Origin of the sequence: Nocardia jinanensis, from assembly GCF_014645735.1 — a bacterium.
GTDB classification, from domain to species: domain Bacteria; phylum Actinomycetota; class Actinomycetes; order Mycobacteriales; family Mycobacteriaceae; genus Nocardia; species Nocardia jinanensis.
On sequence record NZ_BMMH01000020.1, the window covers coordinates 65,496 to 85,682 of the forward strand.

17 protein-coding genes, 1 tRNA gene and 1 other RNA gene are annotated in these 20,187 nt (G+C 66.6%); 11 read left to right on the plus strand and 8 right to left on the minus strand.

Annotated elements, in window-relative coordinates:
• Positions 1–17: 17 nt before the first annotated feature.
• Positions 18–2,405 (minus strand): MMPL family transporter, encoded by a 2,388-nt coding sequence (locus IEY68_RS29705; protein WP_058854758.1) that lies wholly within the window; start codon positions 2,403–2,405, stop codon positions 18–20.
• Between the two features lie 259 nt (positions 2,406–2,664).
• Here IEY68_RS29705 and IEY68_RS29710 point away from each other — a divergent pair, with 259 nt between their 5' ends.
• From IEY68_RS29710 to tgt, 5 genes are all read left to right on the plus strand, one after another.
• Entirely contained in the window at positions 2,665–3,255 is a 591-nt protein-coding gene (locus IEY68_RS29710) for a TetR/AcrR family transcriptional regulator (RefSeq protein ID WP_058854757.1), read from the plus strand.
• Positions 3,256–3,303: 48 nt separating this feature from the next.
• Complete coding sequence (locus IEY68_RS29715; RefSeq protein WP_058854756.1) at positions 3,304–3,837, plus strand: RrF2 family transcriptional regulator; 534 nt, start codon at positions 3,304–3,306, stop codon at positions 3,835–3,837.
• Entirely contained in the window at positions 3,831–5,564 is a 1,734-nt protein-coding gene (locus tag IEY68_RS29720; protein WP_058854755.1) for an ABC transporter ATP-binding protein, read from the plus strand. The genes IEY68_RS29715 and IEY68_RS29720 overlap by 7 nt, the downstream gene beginning before the upstream one ends.
• Positions 5,565–5,628: 64 nt before the next feature.
• Positions 5,629–7,539 (plus strand): ABC transporter ATP-binding protein, encoded by a 1,911-nt coding sequence (locus IEY68_RS29725; protein ID WP_063000390.1) that lies wholly within the window; start codon positions 5,629–5,631, stop codon positions 7,537–7,539.
• A 90-nt stretch (positions 7,540–7,629) separates the two neighbouring features.
• Positions 7,630–8,874: a tRNA guanosine(34) transglycosylase Tgt gene (tgt, locus tag IEY68_RS29730; protein WP_058854754.1), complete on the plus strand. Its 1,245-nt coding sequence runs from the start codon at positions 7,630–7,632 to the stop codon at positions 8,872–8,874.
• A 139-nt stretch (positions 8,875–9,013) separates the two neighbouring features.
• Here the strand turns inward: tgt and IEY68_RS29735 are convergent, their stop codons facing one another.
• A complete protein-coding gene (locus tag IEY68_RS29735; RefSeq protein ID WP_058854753.1) occupies positions 9,014–9,787 on the minus strand; it encodes a queuosine precursor transporter in 774 nt (257 codons plus the stop codon).
• Positions 9,788–9,824: 37 nt separating this feature from the next.
• On the opposite strand from IEY68_RS29735, the gene IEY68_RS29740 reads away from it, so the two are divergent.
• The gene (locus tag IEY68_RS29740; RefSeq protein ID WP_058854752.1) at positions 9,825–10,349 is read left to right on the plus strand and encodes a DUF4190 domain-containing protein; all 525 of its coding nucleotides are present in this window, start codon (positions 9,825–9,827) and stop codon (positions 10,347–10,349) included.
• A gap of 15 nt (positions 10,350–10,364) precedes the next feature.
• Here the strand turns inward: IEY68_RS29740 and IEY68_RS29745 are convergent, their stop codons facing one another.
• Genes IEY68_RS29745 through IEY68_RS29755 form a run of 3 tightly spaced genes read right to left on the minus strand, consistent with a single transcriptional unit; the run spans position 10,365 to position 12,637 of the window.
• Positions 10,365–11,090, minus strand: a complete 726-nt coding sequence (locus tag IEY68_RS29745) for an RDD family protein (protein WP_058854751.1) — start codon at positions 11,088–11,090, stop codon at positions 10,365–10,367.
• A 45-nt stretch (positions 11,091–11,135) separates the two neighbouring features.
• On the minus strand, positions 11,136–12,077 hold the full coding sequence (gluQRS, locus tag IEY68_RS29750; protein WP_058854750.1) for a tRNA glutamyl-Q(34) synthetase GluQRS: 942 nt from the start codon (positions 12,075–12,077) through the stop codon (positions 11,136–11,138).
• The gene (locus IEY68_RS29755; protein ID WP_082681327.1) at positions 12,074–12,637 is read right to left on the minus strand and encodes a DUF309 domain-containing protein; all 564 of its coding nucleotides are present in this window, start codon (positions 12,635–12,637) and stop codon (positions 12,074–12,076) included. Before IEY68_RS29755 ends, gluQRS begins: the two co-directional genes overlap by 4 nt.
• 449 nt (positions 12,638–13,086) lie before the next feature.
• Here IEY68_RS29755 and IEY68_RS29760 point away from each other — a divergent pair, with 449 nt between their 5' ends.
• Together IEY68_RS29760 and IEY68_RS29765 are read left to right on the plus strand one after the other, a co-directional pair.
• Positions 13,087–13,284, plus strand: coding sequence for a DUF397 domain-containing protein (locus tag IEY68_RS29760; RefSeq protein ID WP_058854792.1), 198 nt, complete (start codon positions 13,087–13,089; stop codon positions 13,282–13,284).
• Positions 13,285–13,392: 108 nt separating this feature from the next.
• A complete protein-coding gene (locus IEY68_RS29765) occupies positions 13,393–14,736 on the plus strand; it encodes a wax ester/triacylglycerol synthase domain-containing protein (RefSeq protein WP_058854749.1) in 1,344 nt (447 codons plus the stop codon).
• A 28-nt stretch (positions 14,737–14,764) separates the two neighbouring features.
• On the opposite strand, the gene IEY68_RS29770 is transcribed toward IEY68_RS29765, so the two are convergent.
• The gene (locus IEY68_RS29770) at positions 14,765–15,502 is read right to left on the minus strand and encodes a hypothetical protein (RefSeq protein ID WP_156426157.1); all 738 of its coding nucleotides are present in this window, start codon (positions 15,500–15,502) and stop codon (positions 14,765–14,767) included.
• 156 nt (positions 15,503–15,658) lie between these two features.
• On the opposite strand from IEY68_RS29770, the gene IEY68_RS29775 reads away from it, so the two are divergent.
• Positions 15,659–15,744, plus strand: a tRNA-Ser gene (locus IEY68_RS29775).
• A 163-nt stretch (positions 15,745–15,907) separates the two neighbouring features.
• Here the strand turns inward: IEY68_RS29775 and IEY68_RS29780 are convergent.
• The gene (locus IEY68_RS29780) at positions 15,908–16,993 is read right to left on the minus strand and encodes a hypothetical protein (protein ID WP_156426156.1); all 1,086 of its coding nucleotides are present in this window, start codon (positions 16,991–16,993) and stop codon (positions 15,908–15,910) included.
• Positions 16,994–17,137: 144 nt separating this feature from the next.
• Between IEY68_RS29780 and ffs the strand changes: the two genes are divergently transcribed.
• Positions 17,138–17,232, plus strand: an RNA gene (ffs, locus tag IEY68_RS29785) — signal recognition particle sRNA small type.
• A 696-nt stretch (positions 17,233–17,928) separates the two neighbouring features.
• Positions 17,929–19,215 carry an aspartate aminotransferase type Ic gene (locus IEY68_RS29790; protein WP_058852905.1) on the plus strand — a complete coding sequence of 429 codons (1,287 nt, stop codon included), beginning with the start codon at positions 17,929–17,931 and terminating at the stop codon, positions 19,213–19,215.
• A gap of 25 nt (positions 19,216–19,240) precedes the next feature.
• On the opposite strand, the gene IEY68_RS29795 is transcribed toward IEY68_RS29790, so the two are convergent.
• Complete coding sequence (locus tag IEY68_RS29795) at positions 19,241–20,098, minus strand: methyltransferase domain-containing protein (protein WP_373293030.1); 858 nt, start codon at positions 20,096–20,098, stop codon at positions 19,241–19,243.
• Positions 20,099–20,187 lie beyond the last annotated feature (89 nt).

Below are 20,187 nucleotides of genomic sequence, written 5' to 3' on the forward strand. Positions count from 1 at the left end.
GTTCGATTACCGCTGGATCAGACTCCGGCGGGTTCGGATTCGACCGAGGCGGGTTTCGCGCGCTGCTGGACCTCGCGCAGCTTCGTACCCTCGACGTCGATATCCGGCAGGATGCGGTCCAGCCAGGCCGGAATCCACCAGGCCCATTTGCCCAGCAGCGCCAGCAGTGACGGGATCAAGACCATCCGGACCAGGAACGCGTCGAAGAACACGCCGGCCGCCAGTGCGAAGCCCATGGACTTGGAGGTGATGTCCGGCGAGAGCATGAAGCCGCCGAAGACCGAGATCATGATGATCGCGGCCGCGGTGACCACGCGGGCACCGTGGTGGTAACCGCTGACCATCGCCTCCTTCGGGTCCTTGCCGTGCACGTACTCCTCACGCATCCGGGTCACCAGGAAGACCTGGTAGTCCATCGCCAGACCGAACACCAGGCCGATCAGCACGATGGGCAGGAAGCTGATGATCGGATGGGTGTCCTTGACGATGCCGAAAGCGCCCTCCTGGAAGATCAGGACCGTGACGCCGAAGGTCGCGGCCATCGACAGCAGGAAGCCCAACGCGGCGGTGAGCGGGACCAGGATGGACCGGAACACCAGCAGCAGCAGGACGAACGCCGCCGCGGCGACGATCGCCAGGTACGGAATGATGCTGGTCAGCAGCACACTGTTGACATCGGCGTAGATGGCGGTCTGGCCGGTGATGCCGTACTCCATGCCGTACTGCGCCTTCAGCGCGGCTTCGGCGTCGCGGGCGTGCTCGACCAGATCCTGGGTCTCGGCGCTGTTCGGGCCGGAATCGGGGACCACCTGGAACAGGGCGGCCTGCCCGTTCTGGCTGGGCTGGGCGACACTCAGATAGTCCACGCCGTCGTAGCTCGCCAGCTTGTCGCGCAGTGCGGTCAGCGCGGCGTCGCGCTGATCCTGCGGGGTCTCGGAGAGATCCACCGCCACCACGAGCGCGCCGTTCTTGCCTTCGCCGAAGCCTTCGGTCTGCAGTTCGTAGGCCTTACGGACCGAGGAGTCCTCGGGCATGCTGTCGCCGCCGGGCAGACCCAGGTTCAACTGGGTGGCCGGGGCGGCGAGCGCGCCCAGCACGAGCGCGCTGGCCACCAACGTCAGCACCGGAACCCGGGCGATGAGCCGGCCGAAACGCATCCCGTTCGTGACCGAGTTATCGTCCTCGGGGTCGTGCTTGGCCACCAGCGGCAGCTTCGGCTTGAACAGGAACCTGCCGAGCGCTCCGAGCAGTGCGGGCATCAGCGTGGTGGCGGCGAGTACCGCGAAGAGGGCGGCGATGGCGCCACCGATACCCATCGCGGTGAGGAAGGAGATTCCGACCACCGACAGGCCGAGCAGCGCGATCACAACGGTCAGCCCGGCGAACACCACGGCCGAGCCCGCGGTACCCACCGCGACACCCGCGGCTTCCTCCGGCGAGTCCTGGACCACCAATTCGTGTTTGTACCGAGAGACGATGAACAGGGCGTAGTCGATGGACAGCGCCAGGCCGATCATCGAGGCCAGGATCGGAGTGAAGGTCGGCACCTCGGTCAGTGAGGTACCGGTCAGCAGCAGCGCGCCCGCGCAGGCCACGCCGACGATACCGGTGACGATCGGGACGAACGCCGCGACGATCGCGCCGAAAGCGATGATCATGACGATCAGGGCGACCCCGATACCGATCATCTCGGCCTGGCCGGATTCGGGTTGGGTCTGGGCGATGGCGCCGGTCAATTCGACGGTCAGGCCCGCGTTGCGGCCTTCCTGCGCGATGGCTTCGGCGGCCTGCCGGTTCTCCTCGGTGACATCGGAGAAGGTCGGCATCGTGAACTTCACATCGATCACGGCGACCGTGCCCGGCCGCTCTTCGTTCAGCACGTTCAACGGAGCGCCGCCGCACAGGCCCTTGAACTCGGGTGAGTTCTGTCCGTCGAGGCAGTTCGGTTCCGGTGTCGGCGGAGCCGCACCGGGTGCGAGTTCGGCCGCGGCCTCAGCCTGCTCCTTGGCGGCTTCCTGGCTCGCGGGCATCATCGAGGTGGCGGTGACCGGGTTGACGGCCTTCTCGGCGTGGTCGACGATATCGAGTTCGTTCAGCCGCTGGACCAGCACGTTGAGCGCGGTCATATTGGGCTCGTCGGCCAGCTCGCCGTTCTGGGCCGCGACGACATAGGTGCCGTTGATGGCATCGATGCTGAACATCGAGGCCATCTGCGGCATATGTTCCTCGAGGATGGCGGTGGCCTTCTCCGACGGTAGTCCCGGCATCTCGAAACTGTCCTGGAACGGCTTGGACAGCGAGGCCGCGGCCCCGCCGAGCAGTACCAGGATCAGCGCCCAGACGGGCAGCACTATCCATTTCCGGCGGAAAGCGAACTTTCCCCATCTGTACAGGAATACGGACACGAGGGATTTCTCCTAGCGAGGCCGGGGCGGTTGTGGTCGTTTGTGCTGTGACGAACTGACGGCCGACGTCGCTTTTCGCGGACCGGGACTGCGCGGGCGAGACGTTTTCACGTGCCCGGAGTCGGTGTATCCGCCTACACGGTGGACGCCATTTGTATCTACCGTACGGTAGGTAGGCTACCGGGAGGTTAAGTGGAGGAACAAGCTCGACTTATGGGTCCCCAACCGGCACATCACCGGGAGAACGAGAGGGCCGAGCATGGCGAACCGCAGAACTGATGACCACGTTACCGCAGGTCGAGACACCAAGCGGGCCATCCGTGACGCCGCCGTGCGCCTGTTCGTGGCCAAGGGATTCGAGGAGACGAGCCTGCGCGAGGTCGCGGATGCGGTCGGAATCACAAAGCCGTCGCTCTACTATCACTACGCCTCGAAACTGAAACTGCTCGTGGCGATCGTCAACCCGCTCCTCGACGATATGCGCGCGCTCGCCGAGGAAGTCGAGCAGCTGACTCCCGACGCCGAAGGCCGGCGGGCTGTCCTGCAGACCTATATCCGGGCCATGATCCGGCACCGTGACGCCGGAGAGATGATGGTGCGCAACGCCGTCCCCATCATCAACGCGCTGGCCGACCAGTACCCGGTGATAGTCGACGCCAACAAGGTGCTGCGGAACTGGCTGGCCGGTCCGGACCCCACCGTGGTCCGGCTGCTGCGGGCCGGCGCGGCCATGGAAATTCTGACCGTCGCGCTGATTTCGAACGAGATCGCCCAGGACGCGGGAGATGATGTGGTGGAGGCGACGCTGCTGGACGCGGCGATCGCGGCCCTACAACCCGGCGCCGACTAGGTTTGTCGGTTCATCGTGCCCCCGGCACAGCGAAAGGTCAGGTCAGTCGTGCACATCACCGCCAAGGTGGATCATGCCGTGCGGACACTGCTCGAGATCACGGCATCCGACCAGGCTGTCGCGGTGAAGGCGGAATCCATCGCGGCGGCCCAGCAGATCCCGCCCAAAGTGCTCGAGAGTGTGCTGGCCGAATTGCGCCGGGCCGGGCTGGTGACCAGCCGGCGCGGTCCCGACGGCGGTTACCGGCTGGCCCGCCGGGCGGCCGATATCTCGATCGCCGATGTCATCCGTGCGCTCGAGGGTCCGCTCGCCTCGGTGCGCGGACTGCGGCCGGAGGAGGTGCAGTACGGCGGGGTGGCCGAACCACTGCAACAGGTGTGGATCGCGCTGCGGGTGAACCTGCGTGCCGTGCTGGAGAACGTGAGCCTGGCCGATATCGCCGCGAACGGACTGCCGGAATTCATCGGGACGCTGACCAGCGATCCGGGTGCCTGGGCCCGCCGCGAATCGCACCTCCCGGACCAGGGAAAAATCACAGGGCGTCCTACCGGCGCGGACGGTAGCGTTCGGTCATCATGTTGATCCGATTGCTCCGTGGTTTCCTGGGCCCGTACCGGAAACAGTTGGCCGGGATCGTGGTACTGCAGCTGATCTCGGTGATCGCGATGCTGTACCTGCCGAGCCTGAACGCCGACCTCATCGACGAAGGCGTCACCAAGGGCGATATCGGCTACATCTGGACTGCCGGGCTGCGGATGCTGCTGGTCTCCGGTGTGCAGATCATCGCGTCCGCGTCCTCGGTGCTGCTGGCCGCACAGGCCGCGATGAGCGCGGGCCGGGACCTGCGCGGGGCGCTGCTGCACCGGGTGGGTACCTTCTCGGCGCGTGAGGTCGGGATGTACGGCGCGCCCTCGCTGATCACCCGCAACACCAACGATGTCCAGCAGGTCCAGCTGCTCATCGTCATGGCCTCGACCGTGGCGGTGATGGCGCCGATCATGTGCGTCGGCGGCATTGTCATGGCGCTGCGCGAAGACTTCGGACTGTCCTGGCTGCTGCTGATCGCGGTGCCGGCCCTGGCACTGAGTATGGGCCTCATCATCGCCCGGATGGTGCCCGCCTTCCGCCAGATGCAGACCAGGCTCGACGAGGTCAACCGGGTGCTGCGTGAGCAGATCACCGGTATTCGCGTGGTCCGCGCCTTCGTCCGGGAACCGCTGGAGACCTGGCGGTTCGGGGTGGCCAACACCGACCTCACCGATATCTCGCTGCGGGTCGGCCGGTTGATGGCGTTGATGTTCCCGATCGTCATGCTGATCAGCAATGTGACCTCGGTGGCGGTGATCTGGTTCGGTGGTAAAGCGATCGATGCGGGAGAGATGCAGATCGGCTCGCTGACCGCGCTGCTCTCCTACATCATGCAGATCCTGATGGCCGTCATGATGGCCTCGTTCCTGGCCATGATGGCGCCGCGCGCGGCCGTCTCGGCCGATCGGATCTCCGAGGTGCTCGATACCGAATCCTCGGTGCGTTCGCCGGAGCAGCCGAAGCCGTTCCGCGGCGACCCGGCCGAGGTGCGGATGCGCGATGCCGCGTTCAGTTTCCCGGGCGCGGAGAAACCGGTGCTGCGCCGGATCGATTTCGCGGTGCGGCCGGGCGAGACCACGGCCATCGTGGGCTCCACCGGTTCCGGTAAGACCACGCTGCTGAACCTGATCCCGCGCCTCATGGATGCCACCGAGGGTGCTGTCGAGGTCGGCGGTACCGATATACGCGACCTCGACCTGGCCGAGCTGCGGTCACAGATCGGCCTGGTTCCGCAGAAGGCCTATCTGTTCTCGGGCACGGTGGCGAGCAACCTGCGCTACGGCGATCCGGACGCCACGGACGAGCAACTGTGGCGCTGCCTCGAGATCGCCCAGGCCGCCGATTTCGTACGAGCTATGCCCCAGGGCCTGGAGACTCCGGTCGCGCAGGGCGGGACCACGGTATCGGGCGGGCAGCGGCAACGGCTCGCCATCGCGCGAGCACTGGTCCGGGAGCCGCGGGTCTACCTGTTCGACGATTCGTTCTCCGCGCTGGACGTGGCCACCGACGCCCGGCTGCGCGCGGCGCTACGCCCGGCGACCCGCAACGCCGCGGTGATCATCGTCGCCCAGCGGATCACCACCATTCGCGACGCGGATCGAATCGTAGTTCTCGAGGACGGTGAGATGGCGGGTATCGGCACGCACGAGGAACTACTGCGCGATTGCGCGGAGTACCGCGAGATCGTCGAATCCCAGTTGAGTGTGGAGGAGGCTCGATGATGCGGTCCCTCCGCCTTCGCTGCGGGCTCCGCGGACCGTATGTATTCGCTTCGGAGGAGGCTCTATGAGGCCGGGTATGCCTGCGGGGGCTCCGGACGCCAAGCCCAAATCCTTCAAACCGTCGCTGAAGCGGCTGGTGCGGCGGCTGGTGCCGGAGCGGGTACTGGTGGGCGTGATCATCACGCTGGGCATCGTCTCGGTCGTGCTCAATATCGTCGGCCCGTATCTCCTCGGTAAGGCCACGAACCTGATCTTCAACGGGGTCGTCGGCCGGCAGCTACCCGCGGGTGTGAGCAAAGACGAAGCCATCGCCGGACTACGCGCCCAGGGCCAGAACACCATGGCCGACATGCTGTCGGGGATGGATGTCGTACCCGGTGTCGGTATCGACTTCGACGCGGTCGGCCGGGTGCTGACCGTAGTACTCGCGCTCTACCTCGGTGCGGCGGTATTCGGCTGGTTGCAGGGCTTCCTGCTCAACGATGTGATCAACCGCGTCATCAAGCGGCTGCGCTCCGACGTCGAGGACAAGATCCACCGGATGCCGCTGAGCTATTTCGATTCCGCACCTCGCGGTGACGTGCTCAGCCGGGTCACCAATGATGTGGACAACGTCTCGCAGAGCCTGCAGCAGACCATGAGTCAGCTGCTCGTCTCGCTGCTCACCGTGATCGGCATCCTCGGGATGATGTTCTGGATCTCATGGCTGCTGGCCCTGGTCGCGCTGCTGACTGTGCCCGCGTTGATCGTGGTCACCGCGCAGATCGCCAAACGATCCAAACCGCATTTCGTCGATCAGTGGAAGTACACCGGCCTGGTGAACGCCCAGGTCGAGGAGGCCTACACCGGGCACGAGGTCGTCACCGCGTTCGGCCGCAACAAACAGGTCGGCGCCGAGTTCGACGAACGCAACGACCGTCTGTTCACCTCCAGCTTCAAGGCGCAGTTCATCTCCGGCCTGATCATGCCCTCGTCGATGTTCCTCGGGAACGTCAACTATGTGCTGATCGCGCTGATCGGCGGGCTGCGGGTGGCCTCGGGACAGTTGTCGCTGGGTGAGGTGCAGGCGTTCATCCAGTACTCGCGTCAGTTCAGCCAGCCGCTGACCCAGATCGGTGCGATGGCCAACCTGCTGCAGTCGGGGGTCGCCTCGGCGGAGCGGATCTTCGAGATCCTCGACGCCCCCGAACAGAGCCCGGATCCGGCGAAGGAGATCGTGCGCCCGCCCGAACGCGGGCGGGTGGAGTTCGACGATGTCTCCTTCCGCTACGAACCGGAGACCCCGGTGATCGAGCATCTCTCGCTGGTCGCCGAACCGGGGCATGTGGTCGCGATCGTCGGACCGACCGGTGCCGGAAAGACCACGCTGGTCAATCTGCTGCTGCGGTTCTACGAACTCGATTCCGGCGCCATCACCATCGACGGGATCGATATCACCGCGCTGAGCCGTGACCAGCTGCGCTCGCGGATCGGGATGGTGCTCCAGGACACCTGGCTGTTCAAGGGCACTATCCGGGAGAACATCTCCTACGGCGATCCGAGTGCGAGCGGAGACGATATCCTCGCCGCCGCGCGCGCGGCCTACGTGGACCGTTTCGTGCACGCGCTGCCGGACGGATACGACACCGTGATCGACGAAGAGGGCACCGGAGTGAGCGCCGGTGAGAAACAGCTCATCACCATTGCGCGCGCGTTCCTGTCCAAACCGGCCATCCTGGTGCTCGACGAGGCCACGAGCTCGGTCGATACCCGCACCGAACTGCTGGTTCAGCAGGCCACCGCGGAACTGCGCCGCGACCGGACCAGTTTCGTCATCGCGCACCGGCTGTCCACCATCCGCGACGCGGACCTGATCGTGGTGATGGAGGCGGGCCGGATCGTGGAGACCGGAACGCACGAGAACCTCCTCGAGCAGCAGGGAGCGTACTACCGCCTCTACAACGCGCAGTTCGCGGCGGCCGCGGTCGAAGCCTGACCCCGGCATGGGCGAGTCGGGCCCGAAGGAGGTAGCGGAGCGTGACCACGCAGGGCCCTCGCTCATGCCTCATGGACACTGCCTGAGAGGATGTCGGCCGTGTCGGATGGCGTCGGTTTCTCGTTCAGTGTCGGTACCCGCCTCCCGGGACGGCACGGCCGCACCGGTGTGCTGCGGACCCCGCACGGGACCGTCGCCACCCCGGCGTTCGTCCCGGTGGGAACCAAGGCGACCGTCAAGGCTGTGCTTCCGGAGGCGATGAAGGAGCTGGGGGCGCAGGCGCTGCTCGCCAACGCCTACCACCTGTACCTGCAGCCCGGTCCGGATATCGTCGACGAAGCCGGTGGCCTGGCGGCCTTCATGAACTGGCCGGGTCCGACCTTCACCGACAGCGGTGGCTTCCAGGTGATGTCGCTGGGTGTGGGGTTCAAGAAGGTCCTGGCGATGGAGACCGTCGATATACGCAGCGACGACGTCATCGCCAAGGGCAAGGAACGCCTGGCGACCGTGGACGATGAAGGGGTGACCTTCCGGTCACATCTGAACGGGTCGAAGCACCGGTTCACCCCCGAGGTCTCGATGGGTATCCAGCATCAGCTGGGCGCGGACATCATGTTCGCGTTCGACGAGCTCACCACCCTGATGAACACTCGTGGCTACCAGGAGAAATCGGTTCAGCGCACGCACCAGTGGGCGCAGCGGTGTATCGACGAGCACGAGCGGCTCACCGCCGAACGCGCACACCGGCCGTATCAGGCGCTGTTCGCGGTCGTTCAGGGTGCGCAGTACGAGGATCTGCGGCGCAAGGCTTCCCGCGAACTGGCCGAGATCCGGGGCGCCGGGGGCACCGATTTCGACGGTTACGGAATCGGCGGTGCGCTGGAGAAGCACGCCCTGGGCACCATCGTCGGTTGGTGCTGTGACGAACTGCCCGAGGACAAGCCGCGTCATATGCTGGGGATCAGTGAACCGGAGGATATGTTCGCCGCGATCGAGGCCGGCGCGGACACCTTCGACTGCGTGAACCCGTCCCGGGTGGGACGCAACGGCGGTATCTATGTGGAGGCCGGGCGGTTCAATATCGACACCCTCCGGTTCAAACGGGATTTCACCCCGATCGACGAGACCTGCGACTGCTATACGTGCGCGAACTACACGCGCGCCTATATCCACCACCTGTTCAAGGCCAAGGAGATGCTGGCCTCGACGCTGTGCACGATCCACAACGAACGGTTCACCATCCGGCTGGTGGACCGAATCCGGGCCAGTATCGACGGTGGATACTTCGACGAGTTCCGTGCCGAATCGCTCGGCCGCTGGCAGGGGCGGATTTGATCGCGCCGCCTTCGGCGGTGCGGATCGGGGCACTCCGGGTGTGGTTCGGCGCCGGTGCGGCGGTTCCGACGTCGGACGTAGGTTCCCGGAGCGCCGGTCGATATCCGTTGTCTCCGGGGACCGGGAACAACAGCGTGGGTCAGGAGCGCAGCGGGGCAGCCGCACTCGGGGCGTAGGCCGGTTCGTGTTTCTTCAGCCACGCGATCACCCGGTAGGTCACCGGCAGGACCAGGATCTCGCACAGGGTTTTCCACAGGAAACCGACGATCACGTAGTTGAAGAACTGGCTCCAGCTGTCGATCCCGATGGCTGTCGCGGCGATCGAACAGAAGATCAGTGTATCGGCGAGTTCACCGACCACCGTCGACCCGATGAGCCGGGCCCACAGGTACTTCTCCCGGGTCCGTTCCTTGATCAGTACCAGGGTCGCGGAGTTGAGCAGCTGGCCGACCACGTAACCGGCCAATCCGGCCAGGACCAATTGCGGTGTGGTGCCGATGACGCTGCGGAAGGCGTCCTGGTTCTCGTAGAACACCGCGGCGGGCAACCGGATCGCTACGGCGAAACAGATAACGGTGAGCAGCAGTGCGGCGAAACCATAGAAGACAGCGTGCCGGGTGGCGCGGAATCCGTAGACCTCGCTGAGGACGTCACCGAGGATGTAGGCGAGGGGGAACAGGAAGAACGCGGCGTCGGTGGTGATCGGCAGGATCTCCAGAGGTCCGAGGGTCAGCGAGCTGCCGGAGAAGAACTGCACCCCCTTGGTCGCGCAGATATTGGAGATGATCAGTGTTGCGGTGAACAGTACGACGATCGGTGTGTAGTACCCCCGCGCCACTGGTGCGTACGCCGCATGTGCGGGCGCGGGGTGTCCAGACTTGCCGGGTAAGGGGGTTTTGTTCGACTCTTCCACCCGACTATCCAATCAAACTCTCGAATAGGCTGTTGTCATGACGAACCCCGGTGAATCCGACGAGTGGTGGAAACAGTACGGGGGGTCGGGCGTATCGTCGGACCCCGCTGCCGGGCAGCACCCGTCCGAACCCTCCAGTTATCCGTCGGCACCGCAGTACCCTTCTACTCCGGCCGCGGTACCCACACCGCCGCCCGCGCAGCCGTCCTACGCCACCCCGCCCCCGGCCGCTCCCTACCCGGGGACGCCGCCCTATTCGCCCTACGGTGCGGCGGGGGCCGGTTATCCGGCGAGCTACCAGCCCTACGGCTACCCGGCCACCCGTGGTACCAACGGTCTGGCCATCGCCTCGCTGGTCACCTCACTGGCCGGTTTCGTGACCTGCGGCGCCACTTCCATCGTCGGGATCATCCTCGGCGTGATCGCGCTCAACCAGATCAAGGACAGCGGTCAGGAGGGCCGGGGTATGGCGCTCGCCGGTATCTGGATCGGGGTGGGCCTGATCGCCCTGGGTGTCCTCTGGTTCGTGGTGATGATCGTCGCGAGTGCCGCCGGCGCCTGACCCGGCGGGCGGGCCTCAGGCCGCGAGGACCTGGGTACCGCCCGCGAGTTTGTCGTGCCAGCCCTGCCGGTTCGGGTTCTTGTCCAGGGTCGCGGCCATGTAGATCATGAGGGCGGCTCCGGCCACCCAGCCCACACAGGGCACGATCAGGACCGCCAGATAGATATTGCGCTTCAGCGAGACGAGCGGGGGAACAGTGGGCGCCCCGTCCGGTGCCACGACTTTGAGGCCCAGGATCTTCTTGCCCAGGGTGGCGCCGGTCTTCCACTCCATCAGCACGTTGTACACCAGGGTGACCGCGAAGATGATCGCGTAGCTGACCGAGGGTCCGGTGAGGCCTGTCAGGTTCGGCATGAGAACGAAGTTCAGCAGCAGCGCGAGCGGGAGCGCGATGATGAGATTGTCGATCAGCCGGGCGGCGAAACGCGGCCACAGATTGCCGGGGACACCGAACGTGGGCTGGTACTGCCCGTACTGCTGACCCCCGTACTGCGCCTGTGGAAACACCGTCTGCTGATACCGGGGCGCCGGCTCGGCGGGAGGCGGAGCCGGCTGCCCGTAGGGCTGTGCGGGTGCGCCCTGCTGGATGTAGGGCGCCTGCGGGGCGTACGGATCCGGTTGCGGCGTGTACTGCTCCTGCTGCGGAACGTACTGCCCGGGCTGCGGGTACTGCGGGGGCTGCTGCCCGTACGGCTGCCCGCCCTGGGGGTAGTTGCTGGGGTCGTACCCGCCACTGGTCATCTCGCCTGCCTGAACTCGAATCCGAAGACCTGGTCGCTGGCCAGGTTACGGACAGCGGCCCACGACCACCAAGCGGTCGGGGTCGAGCACCCAGGGTTCGCGGGGGAGCCGGTCGGTGTCGAAACCGGCGAGCAGCTCCTCGGCGCCGCGGCCCGCGAGGCCGAGCGAACCGGCCAGCAGTCCCACCACCCGGTCCACGGTCTCGCCGCGAGCGAGCCGATCGGACAGGGTGACCGCGCCGTCGCGTTTGGCCAGCCGCTTGCCTTCGGTGTTGAGCACCAGCGGAACATGCGCGTATTCGGGTATCGGGAGATCGAGCAGCGTTGCCAGGTACGCCTGCCGGGGAGTGGACGGGAGTAGATCGTCACCGCGAACCACCTGATCCACACCCTGTTCGGCGTCGTCGACCACGACCGTCAGGTTGTAGGCGGGGATTCCGTCGCCGCGGCGCAGCACCAGATCGTCTATCGGACCCCGGTATCGGCCGTGCAGTCGATCGATGATCTCGAATTCGGTACGAGCCGAACGCAGTCGCAGGGCCGCGGGTTTCCCGGCGGCGCGGCGCTGCGCGCGTTCGGCCGGGGTGAGCTCACGGCAGGTACCGGGGTAGGCGCCGCCCAGCGGTCCGTGTGGTGCGGTGGCGGCCTGCTGAATTTCCCTTCTGGTGCAGAAACATTCGTAGGTCAGCCCGGCGGAGGTGAGCTTGTCCACGGCCGCGGCGTAGTGGTCGAGGCGGTCGGATTGACGGGTCACCGGTCCGTCCCAGTCGAGACCGATGGCGGCGAGGTCGGCGAGCTGGCGTTCCTCGGCACCGGGACGCACCCGGTCCAGATCGTCGACACGCAACACGAACCGGCGCCCGCTGCCGCGGGCGAAGAGCCAGGCGAGCAGGGCGGTACGCAGATTGCCCAGGTGCAGGTCCCCCGACGGACTGGGCGCGTACCGCCCGGCCGGGGGCGCGGAGGCTGTCGATGACATCCGGCTCATGGTAGTTCGCGGCGCAGCCGGGGCATGAGTTCGGACAGATCGACTTCCGGTGGCGCGGGCCGCTCACTTTCGGCGGCAACGACATCGGCATCCGATGCGGATCCGGCCGGTCCGGTCAGCCCGGTCAGCAGTGTTTCCGCGTGGGCGATCAGACCCGGGCCGTCCAGGTCGTAGGGGAACTCGCCCGCCGCGTATCCGGCGGCGACCGGATCGAAGGCTCGCAGCCGCTCGACCGCGCGTACCAGCAGCGTGCGCGCACCTTTGGGGTTACCGCGTTGGATATGGGTGAGGCCGACTGCGTACTGCGCGAGACCTTGCCATAGCATGCGTTCGGTGTTCGGGCCGTTCTTCCAGACCGACTCCAGGACTTCGTGCGCGTTGAAGGCCAGCCCCTGGTCCAGCAGTTGCTGGGCGTAGGTGAGGGCTTCGGCGGGTTCGAGGTCCAGGTCGTCGGGTATCCGCGGTACGCCGGGTCTGCCCGGCGGCAGCGGGCGCCCCAGTCGGTCCCGGGGCCTGGCGTTGGCGGCTCGCCCCAGCTCGTCTCGATCGCGTTCGGGCATGCCGCCATCATCCCGCCGCGGCGCGATCACCGTTGCGGTAGGGGTATTGACAAAAGATTTGCATGCGATCACATAAAGATCACATTCGGCTATTAGTGAGCCCGGACGATTTTTGAGCAAAATCGTCCTTATAAGTCTGCAATTGCGTAGCAATACGGCATCTTAGCAGTATTGGCAAAAGCCTTGGCCCAGTTGGCAAGAGGACGGCAAATCTGGTGTGAACCTGCTATTGTTCGGGGTGCGGGGCCCCCTCATTAGGGGTTTTGGTCACCGCGTCAGATGTGTTCGCGGAAGTGCGAGTCCGATCCTGGCAAACCGGATATTTGCTCGCTACTGCGCGTGCATCGGTGTATTCGGTGTCATCACCGGATACCAGCTAGTCAGGAACTATGCAGGAATCGAATATCATTATCGACGCAGCGAAGGAGTGCAGTGCCGTGAAGGTGGATATGACGGGTGCTGTGTGGCGAAAGAGTTCATACAGTGGCCCGGACGGGAACTGCGTGGAGGTGGCATTTCTCGTAGACGGCAACGTGGCGGTCCGCGATACAAAGGATCACGGCAGCGGGCCGGTGCTGGCCTTCGCGCCGGGTGACTGGGCCGAGTTCCTGTCCGGATTACCGGCGGGAGATCTCCGCGGCGCCTGACGGTTTTCCCGATATCAGGCAAGGTCGGCCCCGGGTCGGTTCGGCCCGGGGCCTTTGCGCGCGGACCGCGAATGGGTTCTGCCCGACAGAATCCATTAGGGTCGGCCGGTGATCCCGCTGGCACCCCCGGACGCGACCATGTACTGGCTGTCGCGGCGGACCCGTAACGACCAGTTCCTCCTCTACTGCTTCGCGGAATCCGCCTGGGGAACCACACGCCTGTGTGACGCGGTGGCGCGGCGTTGTGCCGCGATCCCCGAATTGCGGGTCCGCTTACGCGTCGATCCCACCGGCCTCTCCTATCCGGTATGGGTTCCCGCCGAACCCCATCCCGGCCGGATCGTGACGCACCGCCTCGACCGGACACACTGGCCCGACCTGCTCACGGCCCTCGGCCGGCTGCTGGACAGCGGGGTGGACCCGGCGGTGCACCCCTGGCGGCTGCACCTCTTCCGCGGCATCCGGGACAGCCCGGTACCCGACCCGCTGGTGACCGTGGTGGTCCTGCAGATATCGCACGCACTGGTCGACGGTCGCGGCGCCTCCCGGATCGCCCGCGCCCTGTTCGGCGGCGACCCCGATATCGCGATGCCACCGGCTGCGCGGATGGCGCCGCGATCCCGGATCGCGCCGCGCGCTCTGCGCGGGGGGCTGGCACTGCCACCGGCCGTGGCGCGAACCCTACGACGCGGGTTCGCCGCCGGGCGGGCCCGGACCCAGCTCGCGGAACTGACCGCGGCCGGCCGGGTCCCGCCACCCGCGTCCGGATATCCGCCCGGCCCGCTCAACGCGCCGGGTGAGATCACCGGCCGTGCGGTCCGGATGCTGGTGTTTCCCGCGCGGGATTTCCGGATACCGGGCTACAGCGTCACCGCGGTGGGGCTGACGGCCATCTCCTTCGCGCTGGAACGATATCTGCGCGACCGCGGCGAGGAGGCCACCCGGCTGGGCGCCCAGGTGCCGATGGCGATACCGCCCCGGCCCGGGGTGCGCAACAACTACCGCAGCCTCGGAGTGGATCTGGCGATCGGGGAGAACGATCCGGCGCTGCGCGTCACGGCGATAGCCGCGGATCTGGCCGCCCGGCGGAAGCGGGCGTTGCATCCACTCCTGGACGCGCAGGACACGGTGACCGCGGTCCTACCCCCGGTGCTCTTGCGGCAGGACGTCCGGAATTACCCGATCGATACGGTTCCCGCGGAGATCACCGGTCATACCGTGGTCTCCAGTGTGAACCGCGGACCGGCGGATCTGAGCTTCGGTGAGGCTCCCGTCCGTTTCACCGGCGGCTTCCCCGCCCTCGGCGCGGTGATGCACATCACGCACGGCATCCACGGTCTGGGTGAGACGGTCACGCTGTCACTGCACGCCGATATCGCGGTCGTACCGGATCTCGACACCTACGCCGATCACCTGCGTGCCGCAGTGCGCGACGTCCGGCGAGCCGGGTGAGCGTGGCGCCGACTGCCGGTCGGTCCGGTCAGTTCGGCTCGATTTCCAGCTCTTCGCGGGTGGCGACGATGAGTTCGCGCTCGGCCGCCCGGACCTCGCCGAGCAACTGGTTCTTGTGGTCGCGTGCGGCGCGGATCTCCTCGGCCGGGGCGTCCTGCAGCTTTTTGCGTTGCAGCGTGAGTGCGGCCAGCAGCGCGTCGGAGAGCGTATCGGCGAGCCGGCGCCACTGTTTGTAGTGCTGGTCCGAACCCGCCAGGCGAAGCACATTGGCCCGCTCCGAGCCGTCCTCGAGATCGTGGATCAGATCACCGATGAGCTCATCGGTCCACTCCTCGTCCCGCCGTAGCGCCTGGCAGATCCGCCCCGACATACCCAGTGAATCGGCGATCGTGGCGACCACGGTGCCGCGGCGCCAGTTCTCGCCGGCCTGCCCGAGGGCCACCGCATGCGCGGACTCCACCTGGTGATGAGCGGCATCGAGCTGCAACCGGGTCGTATCGACCTGGCGTTTTGCGCTGTCGTTCTGTTGCTGGGCCGCCGCGGCCAGCGTTCGCTGAGCGCGCTCGTCGGCAGCGACGATCGCGTCCCGGTTCGTCCGGTTGTTGACCAGTACCGCGATCACGGCCACCCCGCCGAGGACGAGCGAACCGAACAGCGGCAGCCACGACTGCCACCAAGCCGGGGAACTCTGAACGACTTCGATCACCTGGGGATCCACGGCGCCCATCATGGCACCGTCGGCGCGAGTGGGCGCGACGGCCGTCACAATTGGGTGATCAGCGCGGCAAACTGCTGGATATCTTGCCGGGTAACGAGATTCATGCTATGAACTCCGCCCGGATGCCCGTCCCGGGTTGCCCGACGGACGGGGGATGAGCGGGCGTTTTCACGATGCGACGGGGTGGCAGGTATGCTGCTCGGCGGAGGATTCGCCTAGTGGCCTATGGCGCTCGCCTGGAACGCGGGTTGGGTTAACAGCCCTCGCGGGTTCGAATCCCGCATCCTCCGCAGCCGATCCGCCGGTGGGGATTATCCCCACCGGCGGATCTGTGTTCATGGCGGCGCCTCCTTCGCCGCGGGGCAGGGCTCTATCGACCCCGGTTCTTCACTCCTTCGCTCAGTCGCTGCGCACTCCGTCGCTGGTGGGCCCGGACCATGCGTGCGGGGCCCGCTATTTGCGCAATTCGTCCAGTACTTTGCTCACCTGGTCCTTGCAGATCCGGTCCACCGTCGACCGATCCACCGCGCCGTCGTAGGTGATGTACAGGTTCACCTTGACCGAGGCATTGCCGGCCTTGGCCGCGACGGTGTAGTCCAGGGTCTGGAACGACGAGTAGGCGGTGATCTCGGACGAGTAGTAGGCCTCGTCGCCCAGTCCGGTCACCGCGCCGGAGGCATAGTCGGTGCCGGTGGTGGCGGTATCGGAGGTCTTCCAGTCGTCGTAGCCGTAGGAGCCGTATTTGCTGTCGAACGCGACGTCGAGGGCCAGCCGGGCGCTGTTGGAATCGGTGCCCTCGTTGTCGACCTGGCAGTTGAGCGATCCGCCGCCGTAGCTCTCCGGAGCGTTCTCCTGGTGGGTCGTTTCGTCCAGGTCGGCGGCCCACTGGTCCAGGACCGAGGCATCGACCAGGTCACAGGCGTTGGTGACGTTCTCCATGGTGTAGTCGCCGTCCGCCGCCTCGGAGCCCGAATCGGAGTTCACCAGAGCGATACCCCCGATCCCGCAGATGAGCAGGATCACGAACAGCACCACACCGACGACGATCAGGGCGGTGTTGTTCTTCGATCGCGACCGGGCGGCCGCGGCGGCCCCATAACCGGTGGGACCGGGGAAATTCGGTTGCCCGGGTTGCCCGGGTTGCCAGGTGGGGCCGGGAGGCGAATACGGCGGTTGTCCACCGGCGTACTGCTGTCCGCTCGGGTACTGCTGTGGCCCGCCGGGAGGCTGTTGTTGTCCACTCGGGTACTGCTGTGGCCCGCCGGGAGGCTGTTGTTGTCCGCTCGGGTACTGCTGCTGTTGCTGACCGCTGGAATAGGCCTGTTGCCCACTCGGGTACTGCTGCTGGCCGCTCGAATACGGCTGCGCCGCGTGCGGGTTCTGATCGCTCGGGAACTGCGCGGCCGGGTTCGGGTTCACCATCGTCGGATCGGCGCCCGATGCGCCGCCCGGACCCGGTTCGCCGGATCCACCGCCCGGGGTCTCCCACCACTTCGTCTGTTCCGCGCGCTCGTGCTCCGGCGGATTCTCCTTGGTCATCCTGGCCATCCCCTCGTGTGGTGAGGGAATATCCCCCTCCGACTCAGGAGAATGGTAGCGAGCACAGGGCCCGCTCGTACCCGGCCCGGTGCGGGCAGTACCGCCCCCTGCGGCGCACGGCCGCGGGTAGCCGCTACACTGGCCGACGGATCCCGCGCGGCGCGCATCCTGTGAACTCCCCCAGGGCCGGAAGGCAGCAAGGGTCAACGGGCTCTGCCGGGTGCGCGGGGTCCCCTTAATCCGGATCATGCGACATGCATTGGCCGTCCATGGACCGGCGACCGTTGAGCACTTGTCACGCAGGTCGATCGAGGCGCATCGCGCCACTCACCTTCTGTCTTCTCCGGAGGGTCTGCCTCCGTGGTCGGGGTCCGCCCCGGCTCTGGCGCAAGAAGTGCAGCCACCGAACGCGTGCGGTCGGCCATCCGAAACTCGGCGACCATCGCGCCACTGACAGAGTCGCGCGCCAGGCTGGTCGAGGCGCACCCCGCCTCCACCTTCTGTCTTCTCCGGACGGTCCACCTCAGTAGGCGGGGCCCGCCCCGGTTCTGGCGCAAGAAGTGCAGCCACCGAACGCGTGCGGTCGGCCATCCGAAACTCGGCGACCATCGCGCCACTGACAGAGTCGCGCGCCAGGCTGGTCGAGGCGCACCCCGCCTCCACCTTCTGTCTTCTCCGGATGGCCCACCTCAGTAGGCGGGGCCCGCCCCGGTTCTGGAGCGACGTAGCGAAGGAGCGCAGCGACTGAGCGAAGGAGTGAAGAACCGGGGTTAATAGGGCCCCGCCCCGCGGCGCCGAAGGCGCCGCCATAGATACAGAACCCCAACACCTGCCGGTAGCGGCGCCCGCCCGGGTAACGTGGCTCGGGGTGGCCGGAACCAGCGGTCGCCCGCAAGCGAACACACGTCACCAGGTAGTTGGAAAGGCTGTCCACGATGCCCCGGCAAACGCAGATCGGTTTGATGAGTCCCGAGGAACTCGCCGCCGAGCACGAACTCCAGTCCGCGAACTACGCGACACTGCAGGCCGCTCAGCTCACCCTCGATCTGACCCGGGGAAAGCCCTCGCCGGAACAACTCGCCCTGTCCTCGGCCCTGCTGTCGCTGCCCGGCGACGGTGACTTCCGGGACGGCACCGGTACCGACTGCCGCAACTACGGTGGCCTGCACGGACTTCCGGAGCTGCGGGCCATCTTCGGCGAACTGCTCGGTATCGGCGTCGACAATCTGATCGCCGGCAACAACGCCAGCCTGGAATTGATGCACGACACCATCGCCTTCGCCACGCTGTTCGGGCTACCCGATTCGCCGCGGCGGTGGGCCGATGAGCCCACGGTGAAATTCCTGTGTCCCAGCCCCGGTTACGACCGGCATTTCGCGATCACCGAATCGCTGGGCTTCGAGATGATCACCGTTCCGATGCGGCACAACGGGCCCGATACCCGGGTCATCGCCGAACTGCTGGCCGACGACCCCCAGATCAAGGGCATGTGGGCGGTTCCGAACTATTCGAACCCGACCGGAGTCGTCTTCTCCGAAGACGTGGTGCGCGAACTGGTTTCGATCCCGGCCGCTGCTCCCGATTTCCGGTTGTTCTGGGACAACGCCTACGCCGTGCACCCGCTCACCGATACCGCGGCGCCGGTGCTCGATGTTCTCTCGATGGCCGCGGCGGCGGGAAATCCGCACCGGCCCTTGGTTTTCGCCTCGACCTCCAAGATCACTTTCGCGGGGTCCGGGGTGAGCTTTTTCGGTGCCTCGACCGAGAACCTGAATTGGTACCTGGGTCATGCCGGGAAGAAGAGCATCGGCCCGGACAAGATCAACCAGCTACGGCACCTGCGGTTCTTCACCGATGCCGCCGGGGTGCGTGCGCATATGCAGAAGCATCGCGCGATCCTCGAACCGAAGTTCGCGCTGGTGCTGCGGATCCTGGAGGAGCGCCTGGGTACCTCCAAGGTCGCGTCCTGGACCGAACCCAAGGGCGGTTACTTCATCAGCCTCGATGTCCTCGAGGGCACGGCCGCGCGGGTGATCGAACTGGCGAAGGACGCCGGAATCTCGCTGACCGCCGCGGGTTCGGCCTTCCCGTACAAGAAGGACGCGGAGGACAAGAATATCCGGATCGCCCCCAGTTTCCCGGCGCTGCCGGAGCTGGAGCGGGCCATGGACGGCCTGGCGACCTGTGTGTTGCTGGCAGCAACCGAGAAACTGCTGAAGTAGCGGCCGGACGGTTCCCGGCGGAGGGTCAGGCGGGTTTACGGACGTGCACGGCGAACATGGTCACCGAGAGGTGGATATCACCGGCCGCCGCGCCGCGGGCCAGATCACCGAGTAGCTTCTCGCGCTCGCCCTCGGTGATCACCCGCCGGGCCACCGCCATGGCCGAAACCCGGCTTACCAGCGCGCCGGCCGCGACCGTGCGGTCCTGGATCAGCGCCTGCGAACCGGTGCTCTCCACCACCAGCCCGGCCGCGGTCAGCAGTCCTGCCAGCCGACGGCCCGAATAGGGATTGGTGGTCGCGGAGACGAGGGTGTCCACGACCTCGCGGACCACCCGGTGGTCGCCGGGATGCACGATCGCCGAACCCCAGTCGGCGTCCATCACCACGGCCCGGCCCCCGGGGCGCAACACCCGGGCGATCTCCCGGGCGGCCCGGGCGGGCGCGGTCAGATGCTGGAAGACCCGTTCGCACAGCACGGCGTCGAAAGTGTCGGGTCCGAACGGCACACCGTAGGCGTCACCGGAATGGAAGACGGCCGACGAACGTGTTTCGGCGGCGCGGGCGATGGCTGCGGCGAGCAGGTTCGGGTCGGGCTCCACACCCGCGGCCACGCCGGTGGGCCCCACGGCGGCGGCGAAGGTGATCACCTCCGACCCGGTACCGGAACCGATATCGACCGCGTGCTCACCGGGCTGCAGCGCGAGGGCCTCGTGTGCCCAGTCGCGCAATCGGGTGAGTCCCGGAAGTGTGGCCTGTAGATCGCGGATATCGACCAGCTGGTCCTGGCCTGCGGCATCGAAACGGTCGGGGCGTAACCCGAAACTGTCCATGGGTCCGTGTCCATCCAGTGTGGTGGGTGGCTTTGTGGCCGTGTATGGCATGGAGCGAGCCTAATGGCTACAACTCGGCGAAGCCCATAGATCGCGCACGGCCGGGGCGTATGCGGAGGTACGCAGGGAGCGCACGGCCG